Annotated in this window: 12 protein-coding genes; 4 read left to right on the forward strand and 8 right to left on the reverse strand. The window is 66.1% G+C overall.

Annotated elements, in window-relative coordinates:
* Positions 1-110: 110 nt before the first annotated feature.
* The 8 genes from B6S44_RS25840 to uxaC form a co-directional block, all read right to left on the reverse strand.
* A complete protein-coding gene (locus B6S44_RS25840) occupies positions 111-1,580 on the reverse strand; it encodes a mannitol dehydrogenase family protein (RefSeq protein ID WP_129159738.1) in 1,470 nt (489 codons plus the stop codon).
* A gap of 13 nt (positions 1,581-1,593) precedes the next feature.
* A complete protein-coding gene (locus B6S44_RS25845; RefSeq protein WP_129159739.1) occupies positions 1,594-2,874 on the reverse strand; it encodes a TRAP transporter large permease in 1,281 nt (426 codons plus the stop codon).
* 3 nt (positions 2,875-2,877) lie between these two features.
* Entirely contained in the window at positions 2,878-3,414 is a 537-nt protein-coding gene (locus tag B6S44_RS25850) for a TRAP transporter small permease (RefSeq protein ID WP_129159740.1), read from the reverse strand.
* Between the two features lie 174 nt (positions 3,415-3,588).
* A complete protein-coding gene (locus tag B6S44_RS25855) occupies positions 3,589-4,572 on the reverse strand; it encodes a TRAP transporter substrate-binding protein (RefSeq protein WP_129159741.1) in 984 nt (327 codons plus the stop codon).
* A gap of 92 nt (positions 4,573-4,664) precedes the next feature.
* Positions 4,665-5,006: a cupin domain-containing protein gene (locus tag B6S44_RS25860; protein ID WP_129159742.1), complete on the reverse strand. Its 342-nt coding sequence runs from the start codon at positions 5,004-5,006 to the stop codon at positions 4,665-4,667.
* Complete coding sequence (gene kduD / locus B6S44_RS25865; protein WP_129159743.1) at positions 5,003-5,767, reverse strand: 2-dehydro-3-deoxy-D-gluconate 5-dehydrogenase KduD; 765 nt, start codon at positions 5,765-5,767, stop codon at positions 5,003-5,005. The genes B6S44_RS25860 and kduD overlap by 4 nt, the downstream gene beginning before the upstream one ends.
* Positions 5,767-6,618 carry a 5-dehydro-4-deoxy-D-glucuronate isomerase gene (gene kduI, locus B6S44_RS25870; RefSeq protein ID WP_248309764.1) on the reverse strand — a complete coding sequence of 284 codons (852 nt, stop codon included), beginning with the start codon at positions 6,616-6,618 and terminating at the stop codon, positions 5,767-5,769. The genes kduD and kduI overlap by 1 nt, the downstream gene beginning before the upstream one ends.
* A complete protein-coding gene (uxaC, locus tag B6S44_RS25875) occupies positions 6,615-8,018 on the reverse strand; it encodes a glucuronate isomerase (protein WP_129159744.1) in 1,404 nt (467 codons plus the stop codon). The genes kduI and uxaC overlap by 4 nt, the downstream gene beginning before the upstream one ends.
* Before the next feature lie 160 nt (positions 8,019-8,178).
* Between uxaC and B6S44_RS25880 the strand changes: the two genes are divergently transcribed.
* The 4 genes from B6S44_RS25880 to B6S44_RS25895 all read left to right on the forward strand — a co-directional run bounded on the left by B6S44_RS25880 (position 8,179) and on the right by B6S44_RS25895 (position 12,405).
* A complete protein-coding gene (locus tag B6S44_RS25880; protein ID WP_129159745.1) occupies positions 8,179-8,916 on the forward strand; it encodes a GntR family transcriptional regulator in 738 nt (245 codons plus the stop codon).
* A gap of 186 nt (positions 8,917-9,102) precedes the next feature.
* Positions 9,103-10,593: an ABC transporter substrate-binding protein gene (locus B6S44_RS25885; RefSeq protein WP_129159746.1), complete on the forward strand. Its 1,491-nt coding sequence runs from the start codon at positions 9,103-9,105 to the stop codon at positions 10,591-10,593.
* Between the two features lie 10 nt (positions 10,594-10,603).
* Positions 10,604-11,551, forward strand: a complete 948-nt coding sequence (locus tag B6S44_RS25890) for an ABC transporter permease (protein ID WP_129159747.1) — start codon at positions 10,604-10,606, stop codon at positions 11,549-11,551.
* Complete coding sequence (locus tag B6S44_RS25895) at positions 11,548-12,405, forward strand: ABC transporter permease (RefSeq protein ID WP_129159748.1); 858 nt, start codon at positions 11,548-11,550, stop codon at positions 12,403-12,405. Before B6S44_RS25890 ends, B6S44_RS25895 begins: the two co-directional genes overlap by 4 nt.
* Positions 12,406-12,408 lie beyond the last annotated feature (3 nt).

A 12,408-nucleotide genomic window follows, 5' to 3' on the forward strand; every position in this document is an offset into this window, starting at 1 on the left:
ACCAAGCCGTGCTTTGAGCGCTCGCGGAACTGGTCCAGCGGCCTACACCTCACCCTACCCTCTCCTTACAGGAGAGGGTTCCCCGCACTTGGCTCGGCAGCGTTGAGTGCTCACCCCAGCGCTGCTGCCGTCGCCTTCGCGCCCTTCTGGAACAGGCTGTCGAGATGGCCGGCCACCACCTGCGTGAAGCGCTGCTCGCGCGGCAGGTCCTCGCCGAAGATCGCGACGATGCCGAACAGGGCCGTGCTCAGTGCCACGGCGTCGCGGCCCAGAGCCTTGGCGCGGATCGCGAACTCGGCGGCGAGCGGATCGCGCACGTCGATCTCAGCGCCCTTCTCGTCGATGCCGGCGACATAGGCCATCCAGGCAGCGACGCCGAGCGCAAGATGGTCGATCGGCGCGTTGGCCTTCAGCCGCTCGCGGATGGTCCCGAGCAGGCGCTGCGGCAGCTTCTGTGAGCCGTCCATGGCGATCTGCCAGGTCCGATGCCTGATCGCCGGGTTCTGGAAGCGAGCGAGCAGGTCGCTGGCATAAGCCTTGAGATCGACGCCCTGCGGGGCCGGTACGGCCGGGATGATCTCGCCCCAGAGGCCCTGCAGGAAGCGGGCGAAGACCGGATCGCCGCTCGCGGCTGCGACCGTCTCATGCCCGGCGAGATAGCCGAGATAGGCCAGGCTCGAATGCGCGCCGTTGAGCATGCGCAGCTTCATGAATTCGAAGGGTGCGACGCCTGAGACCATCTGCGCGCCGACTTGATCCCATTTCGGGCGGCCCGCTGCAAAGACATCCTCCACCGCCCATTGCCGGAAGGGCTCGCCGATCACGGGCGCGGCGTCGTCCAGCCCGAGAAGGGCGGCGACCTCGGCAATGTCGGCCTCTGTCGTCGCCGGCACGATGCGGTCGACCATGGTCGAGGGGAAGGCGCCGTTGGCTTCGATCCAGGCCGCGAGGGTGTCGTCGCGCAGCGCTGCGAAGTCGCGAACGAGGCCGGCCAGCACATGGCCGTTCGAAGGGAGGTTGTCGCAGCAGAGCGCGGTGAAGGGGCCAAGGCCCGCAGCCTTGCGGGCGGCAAGGCCGGCAACGATCAGGCCGACTGCTGAGCGCGGCGCACCCGGATTGGCGAGATCGTGGACGATGTCGGGATGGTCGGCCTTGAGCTTGCCCGTCGCCGGGTCGTGGCAATAGCCCTTCTCGGTGACGGTGAGCGAGACGATTCTGGTCTCGGGCGCGGCGAGCCTCGCGACCAGCGCCTGCGGGCTCTCGGGCGCGACGAGCACGTCGAGCACCGAGCCGATGACGCGCAATTCAGGGCCGGCTGGCGCACGCTTCAGGAAGGTATAAAGCCCGTCCTGCGGCTTCAGCCGGTCGCGCTGGTCGGGCCGCTGCAGGCTGGCGCCAACGATGCCCCAGGCGCCGAACTCGGTCTCCAGCGCATCGTCGGTGAACTCGCAGAGATGGGCGCGCGTGAAGGCGCCGAGGCCGAGATGGACGATGCCGGGCTTGAGCTCGGCACGGTCGTAAGCGGGGCGGCGGACCGACGTCGGCAGGGAGGTCAGCGTCGCAGTCGAAAGTCGTGTCATCGGAACAGGCTCTTCACCGGAACAGGCTCGGCAACCACAGGGAGAAGGCCGGAACATAGGTCACCAGCAGCAGCACGGCTACGCTCGCGCCGTAGAACGGCCAGATCGATTTCATCGACTCCATGATGGTGATCTTGCCGACGGCGCAGGCGACGAACTGGACCGAGCCGACCGGCGGCGTGTTGAGGCCGATTCCGGCATTGAGGATCAGCACCACGCCGAAATGGATCGGGTCCATGCCGATCGCCTTGACCACCGGCAGGAACATCGGCGTGCAGATGATGATCATCGGCGCCATGTCCATGAAGGTGCCGAGCACCAAGAGGATGACGTTGATCATCAGGAGGATGATGAGCGGATCGCTGGAGATCGCCTTCATCGCGTTGATCGTCGCCGCCGGCACCTGAAGGAAGGCCATCAGCCAGCCGAAGGCGCCGGCGGTGCCGATGATCAGCAGCACCATCGAGGTCGTGCGCACCGCGCCGAGCAGAGCGTGGACGAAATTATCCCAGTCGAGATGGCGGTAGACCACCGAGGTGATGAAGAGCGCGTAGCAGACCGCGATGCAGGAGGATTCGGTCGCGGTGAAGATGCCCGAGCGGACGCCGCCGAAGATGATGACGATCAGCATAAGGCCGGGAATGGCGACGACGAAATAGCGCAGGATCGCAGCGAAGCCCGGGAAGATCCCGGCCGGATAGCCGCGCCGCGTCGCGACGAACCAGGCGGTCAGCATCAGCGCGCCGGCGAGCATCATGCCAGGCACGATGCCGGCGGTGAACAGGTCGGCGATCGAGATGCCGCTGCCGGCCGCCAGCGAATACAGGATCATGTTGTGCGAGGGCGGCAGCAGCAGCGCGATGATCGCCGCGTTGGCGGTGACGTTGACCGCGTAGTCGGCGGCATAGCCGCGCTTCACCATCTGCGGGATCATGATGCCGCCGATCGCCGATGCGTCGGCCACGGCCGAGCCGGAGATGCCGCCGAACAGCGTGCAGGCGACGACGTTGACCTGGCCGAGGCCGCCGCGCAGATGACCGACCATCGAGGCGGCGAAGGCGATGATGCGCTCGGCGATGCCGCCGCGGATCATCAGGTCGCCCGAGAAGATGAAGAACGGGATCGCCATCAGCGAGAAGACGGCGACCTGCGAGTTGATCTGCTGGAAGACCACGACCGGCGGGATGCCCATGTAGAGCACGGTCGCCAGCGAGGAGAGGCCGAGGCAGAAGGCGACGGGAGCGCCGATGAAGAGCAGCGTGGCGAAGGTGCCGAAGAGGATCCAGATCTCCATGACTCAGAGTTCCCCGCCGCCGACGCGGTCGGCCCGGACGCGCAAGGGGGCGCGCTCGACCCCGGTCAGGATCAGCAACACGCGCTCGATGCTGAAGAAGACGATGAGCGCGCCGCCGGCGACGAGCGGCATGTAGTCCCAGGACTTGGCGATGCCGATCAGCGGGATGCGGTCGACCCAGGCCTTCTCGACGAGTTGCAGGCCGTAGAACACCATGGCGGCGCCGAAGAGCAGGATCAGGCCCTGGATGATCAGGACCAGCACCGCCTCGACCTCCCTGGGCACGAAGGCGAGCAGGCTCTCGAAGCCCATATGGTCGCTCTCGCGCACGCCGACGGCAGCGCCGAGAAAGATGAACCAGGCCATCAGCAGGAGCGAGCCGGCCTCGACCCAGGTCGGGGTGTCGTTGAGGACGAAGCGGCCGAAGACGCCCCAGGCGATCAGCGCGGTCATCAGCATGATGCCGAAGCCGGCCACGATCAGGACGACGAGCGTGATCTTCGCTGCGAGCCGGGACAAGGCGAGTGTGAATGCGTGCATGGTAAGCCTTGCTTGCTCAGCCCTCATCCTGAGGAGCGCCGCCAGGCGCGCCTCGAAGGATGGTTCCAGGTACTGCTGGAGCATCCTTCGAGACGCCGCTTGCGCGGCTCCTCAGGATGAGGGCTCGAAAAGTGAGCGCGGGGCGGCCGAGCCGCCCCGCTATGATCTAGCGGTTCACTTCACCGCCTGGATGGCGGCGACCATGTCCTTGAGTTTCGCGTCGGTGACGAACTTGTCGTAGACCGGCTTCATCGCGTCGATGAAGGGCTGCTTGTCGACGCTGTTGACCACCGCGCCGCCGGCCTTGACCTTGGCTTCCGAGGCCTTCTCGCGGGCGTCCCAGAGCTCGCGCATCTTGGCGACGGACTCCTTTGCCGCCGCCTTGATCAACGCCTGGTCGGCAGCGTTGAACTTGTCGAAGCTGCGCTTGGAGATGACCAGCACCTCCGGCGAAAGCGAGTGCTCGGTCAGCGAATAGAACTTCGAAACCTCGAAATGGCGGGTGGATTCGAAGCTCGGCCAGTTGTTCTCGGCGCCGTCGATCACGCCGGTCTGCAGGCCCGAATAGACCTCGCCGAAGGGCATCGGCGTAGCGTTGCCGCCGAGCGCCTGGACCAGCGCGACGAACATGTCGGACTGCTGCACGCGGATCTTCATGCCCTTCATGTCGGCCGGCGAATTGATCGCGCGCTTGGAGTTGTAGAACGAGCGCGAGCCGGAATCGTAGAAGGCGAGGCCGATCAGGTCGTGCTTCTCGAATTCCTTCAGCAGGTTATCGCCGATCGGGCCGTCCATGACCTTCCGCATATGGTCGACCGAGCGGAAGATGAAGGGCAGCGAGGGCACGTTGGTCGCCGGGATCAGGTTGTTGAATGGCGCCATGTTGATGCGATTGATGTCGATGACGCCGAAGCGCGTCTGCTCGATCGTGTCCTTTTCCTGGCCGAGCTGGGCCGAGTGGAAAACCTGGATTTTGATCTTGCCGTTGCTGCGCTGCTCGAGCAGCTGGCTCATGTACTTGACGGCCTCAATGGTCGGATAGCCGTCCGGGTGGATGTCGGTCGAGCGCAGGGTGACGTTCTGCGCCTGTGCCGAGGTCGCGAGCAGCGCGGCGAAGGCGACGCCGGCGAGCGCGGAGAAACTCCGTCGATTGATCATGGTTGTCCTCTCCCCAATAAAGTCGCCGGCTTTTCCCGGTCGTTCTTGTCCCCTGACGGGAGCTGCGCCGGCCCGGCCGGTACAGCGGTCTTTCACAAAAATTCCGTCCGCATCGGTGTGAAGGAATCGATCAATTGCCCGGCCTCGAGATTGACGACGCCGTGGACGAGGTTTTCGGGCACGAAGAAGGTATCGCCGGCGACAAGCCGGCTGGTCTTGCCGTCGATGGTGACGTCGAAGACGCCGCTCTCGACATAGGAAGCCTGGCGGTGCGGATGCTGATGGGCCTTGCCGACCGCACCCGTCTCGAAGACGACGCGCACCACCATCAGATCCGGCCCATAGGCCATGATCTTGCGCTTCACGCCGGGCTCTGTCGGTTCCCAGGCGATCTCAGCGTCATGCTGGAAGAAGGAGTTGAGACGGTTCGTCATCGCGCCAGCCAGCCTCCGTCGACGGGAAGGATCGCGCCATGGATGTAGGCCGCGGCGTCGCTCGCCAGGAACACTGCAGCGCCGCCGATATCCGAGGGCTTGCCCCAGCGGCCGGCCGGGATGCGGGCGAGGATCGCGGTGTTGCGGTCGGGATCGGCGCGCAGCGCCTCGGTGTTGTTGCTCTCGACATAGCCGGGCGCGATCGCGTTGACGTTGATGCCCTTGGCTGCCCATTCGCAGGCGAGGAGCCGCGTCAGGCCGGCGAGCCCGCTCTTGCTCGCCGTGTAGGAGGCGACGCGGATGCCGCCCTGGAAGGAGAGCAGCGAGGCGATGTTGACGATGCGGCCGCCGCCGCCGGCCGCGAGCGCCGCCTTGGCGAAAGACTGGGCCAGGAAGAAATTGGCCTTGAGGTTGAGGTTCATCACCTCATCCCAATCCTCTTCACCGAACTCCAATGCATCGGCGCGGCGGATGATGCCGGCATTGTTGACGAGGATGTCGAGCGGGCCGGCGAGTTCGATCGCTTCCTCGACCACGCGGGCGGCGATGCCGTTCTGCTGGAGGTCGGCCTGAAGCGCCAAGCAGGTTCCGCCGGCCTCGGTGATCAGCTTTTCCGTGTCCGCCATGCTCGAGCGCCCGGCCGCGACGACCCTGGCGCCGGCCTCAGCCAGCGCCAGCGCGATGCCCTGGCCGATGCCGGTATTGGCGCCGGTGACCAGCGCCGTGCGGCCTTCCAGCGAGAAGGGCGAGCGCGTCGTCATCAGCGCAGCGTATCCACCGGGGCGGCGTCCATGTCGGTGAACTCGACATTGTCGCCGGCCATCGCCCAGACGAAGGAATAGTTCGCGGTGCCGCAGCCGCAATGGATCGACCAGTTCGGCGCGATCACCGCCTGCTCGTTGGCGACGAGCAAATGCCGGGTCTGCTGCGGCTCGCCCATGAAGTGGAAGACGCGGTGGGCCGGGTCGAGGTTGAAGTAGAGATAGGCCTCCATGCGCCGCGTGTGGGTGTGGCAGGGCATCGAGTTCCAGACCGAGCCCGGCTCCAGCGCGGTCATGCCCATCACCAGCTGGTTGGTGCCGGTACTGTTCGGCATGATGTATTGCCGGATGGTGCGCTTGTTCGAGGTCTCGGCCGAGCCGAGATGGATGGTGTTGGCGTCTTCCTTGCGGATGAGCTGGTGCTTGGCTTCGCGATGCGCCGGGGCGCTGGTCAGGTAAAACTTGGCCGGATTGGCTGGATCGGTGCTGGCGAAGGAGACATCCTTCGCGCCGAGCCCGACATAGAGCGCGTCGAGCGACGGCAAGTCGAAGCGCTCGCCGTCGACAGTGACCGAGCCGGCGCCGCCGAGATTGATCACCCCGAGCTCGCGCCGCGCCAGGAAGAAGGGCGTGCCGGTCGGCGGGAACGGATCGAGCGTCAGCGGCTTGGCGGCCGGCGTCGCGCCGCCGACGATCATGCGGTCGTAATGGCTATAGGTCAGCGCGACCTCGCCGGGCACGAAGATACGCTCGATCAGGAAATCCTGGCGCAGCGTCTCGGTGTCGTAGCCCCGCACATCGCGCGGATGGGCGGCCTGGCGTTCGTCGATGGCTTTTGCAGCGCTGGTCACAGCCGGTAGGCCTCCTTGGCCAGGCGATAGGCGAGATCGTGGGCGACTTCGGCAGCCTCCTCCTCGTCGAGCCGGTGCTCGGCGACGAGCTTGGCGAGGTAGGCGCAATCGCAGCGGCGGGCGACGTCGTGGCGTGCCGGGATCGAGAGATAGGCGCGCGTGTCGTCGTTGAAGCCGACCGTGTTGTAGAAGCCGGCGGTCTCGGTGGTGAGCTCGCGGAAGCGCAGCATCGCCTCGGGCGCGTCGAGGAACCACCAGCCCGGCCCAAGCTTCAGCGCCGGATAATGGCCGGCGAGCGGGGCGAGCTCGCGCGAATAGCTGGTCTCATCGAGGGTGAAGGCGATGACGGTGAGGTTCGGCTCGTTGCCGACGGCGTCGAGCAGAGGCTTCAGCGCCGAGACATAGTCCATGCCGCGCGGGATGTCGGCGCCCATGTCGCGGCCGAATTGCTCGAACAGATGCGGGTTGTGGTTGCGGAAGGAGCCCGGATGGATCTGCAGCACGAGTCCGTCATCGAGGCTCATCTTGGCCATCTCGGTCAGCATCTGGCCGCGGAAGAGATCGGCATCCTCGGCCGAGAACTTGCCCTTCAGGAGCTTGCCGAACAGCTTCTCGCACTCGGCCTGGGTCAGGTTGGCGGTGCGGGCGGTGGCGTGGCCATGGTCGGACGAGGTCGCGCCGCGTTCGATGAAATAGCCGCGGCGTTTGCGATGCGCTTCGAGATAGCCGTTCCAGCTTGTGACATCCTCGCCGGTCAGTTCGCCGAACTGCTCGAGATTGTCCTTGAAGCCCTCAAATTCGGGATCGACAACGCTGTCGGGACGATAGGCGGTGACGACCTTGCCGCCCCAGCCCGAGTCCCTGATCATGTCGTGCCACTTCAGCGGATCGAGCGCGCCTTCGGTGGTCGCGATCGCCTCGATCCTGAAGCGCTCGAACAGCGCGCGCGGCCGCATCGCGTCCTGCTCGAGCTGCTCGGCGATGCGGTCATAGATGCGGTCGGCGCTCTCGGCCGATAGTCGCTCGGTGATGCCGAAGATCGTCCAGGCGGCGTGCTCGAACCAGAGCCGGGTTGGCGTGCCCCTGAACAAATGCCAGTTGCTGGCGAAGAGCTGCCAGATCTTGCGCGGATCGGCCTCGACCTCGCCACCATCCTTGCGGGCGATGCCGAGCTGTTCGAGCTTGATGCCCTGCGAATAGAGCATGCGGAAGATGTAGTGGTCCGGTTTCACCAACAGCGTCGCCGGATCGGGGAAGGGCTTGTCCTCGGCGAACCAGCGCGGATCGGTGTGGCCGTGCGGCGAGATGATCGGCAGGTCGCGGATGCCGGCATAGAGGCGCCGCGCGATGCTGCGCGTCACCGGTTCGGCAGGCAAAAGACGATCGTCGTGCAGCAGCATTGCTGGCGTTTCCTCTTCTGAGCCGGACCATAATGCCGGCGTTGGTGGTGCGTCAATATACTAATATACTAGTCTTCGGTGCTCGCCCGTGTTACGTCTGATTGGCCGTGGTGCGCGCATCGCGGTCCAATAAGGCAGCGATCATGGCCGGGATAGGACGATGTCGGAGGCTCTAGGGGGACGCGAAACCGGGAGCTTACGCCGCGAGCGCAAGCCGCAGCGCCTTGCGGCGGCGTCCGCTGGCCGCGCCACGGCCGCGTCCGTCGTGCAGGACGAGCTTCGCCGCGAGATTCTCGACATGGTGCTCCGGCCCGGCGTGGCCCTGTCCGAGAAGGAGCTCACCGCCCGCTTCGGCATGAGCCGCACACCGGTGCGCGAGGCGCTGATTCGGCTGAAGGAGGAGGGGCTCGTCGAGATCTTTCCACAGGCCGGGACCTTCGTCGCCCGCATTCCGATCGGCGCGATCCCCGAAGCGGTGTTCATCCGGCAGGCGCTGGAATGCGCCACGGTCGAGGTGCTGGCGCGGACAGCCACTGCAGACGACATCGCCCGGCTCGATGCGACGATCGCGACGCTGCACGAATCGCATGAGGCGAACGACCAGGAGCGCTTCCACCTCGCCGACGAGGAATTCCATGAGGTGCTCGCCGATATCGCCGGCTATCCCGGCGTCTGGAAGCTCGCCCAGGCGGCGAAAAGCCAGATCGACCGCTGCCGGCGGATGACGCTGCCGGTGCCGGGGCGGATGGCGATGGTGATCCGCGAACACCTTGCCATCGTCGACGAGATCAGGCGGCACGATGCCTCGGCCGCGGTCGTCGCGATGCGCCAGCATCTCGGCACGCTGCTGCCTGACCTGGTGCATCTCAAGGCGAGCTATCCGGATTATTTCGTCTGAGGGAGCTCGTCATTCTCGGGCGAAGCGAAGCGCAGACCCGAGAATCTCGTGACGAGAGGGCGCGATCGGAGCTTCTTCCGGCCTGAGATGCTCGGGTCGAGCCCGAGCATGACGCGCCCTTCAGTGCTCTTGCCTCGCTCCCATCTCCCGCGCCATCTTGCGCCGCAACGACATGGAGGCGGGACGATGACGACACGGCGCGATCTTCTGGCGAGAGCAGGCCTGGCCGCGCTCGCAATCCAGCTTCCGCTTGCCGCCTTCGCGCAGGCGAAAGACAGCATCACCATCGGCATGACGCTGGAGCCGCCGACGCTCGACCCGACTTCGGGCGCGGCCCAGGCGATCCGCGAGGTCGTGCTGCAGAACATCTTCGAGGGGCTGGTGGCGATGGACCGCACCGGCAAGCTCGTGCCGGCGCTGGCCGAGAACTGGACGCTCGGCGCCGACAATCTCACCTACACCTTCAAGCTTCGGCCGAATGCGCGCTTCCATGACGGCACGCCGTTCTCCTCGCGCGATGTAAAATTCTCCTTCGAGCGCGCAGTGGCGCCCGATTCGACCAATGCGCAGCGCTGGATCTTCACGCCGATCGCCAGCATCGAGGCGCCCGATCCGATCACCGTCATCATCACGCTGAAGCAGCCGACGGCGAACTTCGTCTACGGCCTGTCCTGGGGCGACGCGATCATCGTGTCGCCGGCGACCGCCGCGAACAACAAGACCAATCCGGTCGGCACCGGCCCGTTCAAGTTCGCGCGCTGGAACCGCGGCGACCGCCTCGAACTGACACGCAACGACGAGTATTGGGGCGCCAAGCCGTCGCTCGCCAAGGCGGTCTTCCGCTTCATCTCCGATCCGCAGGCGCAGGTCGCAGCGCTGCGCGCCGGCGACATCGACGTCTTCACCAATCTCTCGGCGCCCGAAGCGATCCCGCAGCTCAAGGCCGATCCGAAGCTCAAGGTCACGCTCGGCAAGACCGAGGGCGAGACCATCCTCGCCATCAACAATGCCAAGGCGCCGTTCAGCGATGTCCGGGTGCGCCAGGCGATCTCGCATGTGCTTGATCGCAAGACGATCGCGCTCGGCATCTACGGCTTCGATCTCGACTATATCGGCAGCCATTTCTCGCCGCTGCACCCGGCCTATGTCGACCTGACCCAGACCTATCCGGTCGACCTCGCCAAGGCGAAGAGCCTGCTCGCTGCGGCCGGCTTCCCCAAGGGCTTTGAATGTACGCTGCGGTTGCCGCCACCGGCCTATGCCAGGCGCGGCGGCGAGATCGTCGCGGCACTGCTGGCCCAGATCGGGATCACCGCCAAGATCGAACCGCTGGAATTCCCGCAATGGCTGGAACGGGTGTTCAAGGCGCGGGATTTCGACCTGACGATCATCTCGCACACCGAGCCGCTCGACATCGCCAACTACGCCCGCGACGACTACTACTTCCAGTACAGGAATCCCGAGTTCAAGGCGCTGATCGAGAAGATCGACCGCACCGTCGACGAGGCCGAGCGCAACAAGCTCCATGGCGACGCGCAGCGCATGCTGGCGCGCGATGCGGTCAACGGCTTCCTCTTCATCCTGCCGAAGATCACGGTGACCAAGGCCGATCTCGACGGCATGTGGACCGACTGGCCGCTGCCGCTGACGCCGTTGGCGGAGGTACGCTGGCGCTGAGGCTCCCGCAATGACGGGCTATCTCCTGCGTCGATTGCTGTCGTTCTTCGCGACATTGCTCGGCGCGGCGATCGTCATCTTCCTCGTGCTGGAGATCCTGCCGGGCGATCCGGCGGCGGTGACGCTCGGGCTCAATGCGGCGCCGGAAGCGCTTGCGGCACTGCGGGCCGAGATGGGGCTCGACCAGCCGGCGCTGCTGCGCTTCTTCTCCTGGATCGGCGGGCTGCTGACCGGCGATCTTGGCCTGAGCTACACCTACCGCGTGCCGGTGACGCAATTGATCGGGGAGCGCATGGTGGTGACGCTGCCATTGGCCTCGATAGCGATCCTGCTCGCCTCCGCCATCGGCATTCCGCTCGGTGCGCTCGCCGCCGCCAATCACAACCGCACCGGCGATGCTGCGGTCATGGTGTTCGCCCAGGCCGGGCTCGCCATCCCGAACTTCTGGTTCGGCCTGCTGCTCGTGCTGGTCTTCGCCGTCGGGGCCGGCTGGCTGCCGGCCGGCGGCTTCCCGGGCTGGCAGGCCGGCTTCTGGCCGGCGCTCAAATCACTGCTGCTCCCGGCCATCGCGCTCGCGCTGCCACAGGCGGCGATCCTCGCCCGCGTCACCCGTTCGGCGATGCTGGAGACGATGCAGGAGGACTATGTCCGCACCGCCCGGGCCAAGGGCGTCAGCCGGCGGCGCACCATGCTGCGCCATGTGCTGCGCAATGCGCTGATCCCGGTCGTCACCGTGCTGGGCCTGCAATTCTCGGTGCTGCTGGCCGGCGCGATCATCATCGAGAACGTCTTCGCCTTGCCAGGGCTCGGCCGGCTCGTCTTCCAGTCGATCGCCCAGCATGACCTGATCGTGGTCAAGGACCTCGTCATGCTGTTCTCGGCGCTGGTCGTCTTCATCAATTTCGCGATCGAACTGCTCTACGGGCTGATCGATCCGCGCCTGCGGCAGGCGTCATGAGCGCAGTCGCGCCCCGTTCCCGTCCGCGGCGCTGGTGGGCCGGGCCGTCCTTCCTAGCCGGCTTGCTGCTTGGCGGGCTCGTCATTGCGATGGCGCTGATCTCCTATCTCTGGACGCCCTATGAGCCGACCCAGATGGCGATCCTGAAGCGCTTGCGCCCGCCTTCGGCCGAGCATTGGTTCGGCACCGACCAGTTCGGCCGCGACGTGTTCTCGATGATCATGGTCGGCGCCCGCAATTCCCTCGCGGTGGGCCTCGGCGCGGTCGGCCTTGGCCTGACTGTCGGCAGCGCGCTCGGGCTGATCGCAGCGATCAGGCGCGACGGTCTGCTCGACAATCTGATCATGCGCATGGCCGATTTCAGCCATGCCTTCCCGGCCGTGCTCTCGGCGATCATGATCAGCGCGGTCTGGGGTCCGGGCATGATGAACGCCGTGATCGCGATCGCGCTCTTCAGCCTGCCCTATTTCGCCAGGCTTGCTCGGGGAGCGGCGCTACAATGCTGGGCGCTCGATTATGTGCTGGCGGCGCGTGCAGCCGGACTGACCGAGATGGCGATCACGCGCCAGCACGTCCTGCCCAACATCGCCGGCGTGCTGGTGGTGCAGGCGACGATCCAGTTCGCGCTCGCCATCCTCGCCGAAGCCGGCCTGTCCTATCTCGGCCTCGGCACGCAGCCGCCGGCGCCGTCCTGGGGCCGGATGCTCAACGAGGCGCAGACCTTCATGGCGGCGCAGCCCTGGCTCGCCATCTTCCCGGGCGCGGCGATCGCGCTTTCGGTGCTGGCCTTCAATTTGCTGGGCGACGGTTTGCGCGACGCGGTTGATCCGCGCCTGCGCCGGTCCCGGGATTAGTCT

The organism is Allobosea sp. Tri-44 (assembly GCF_004123845.1).
Taxonomy (GTDB): Bacteria; Pseudomonadota; Alphaproteobacteria; order Rhizobiales; family Beijerinckiaceae; genus Allobosea.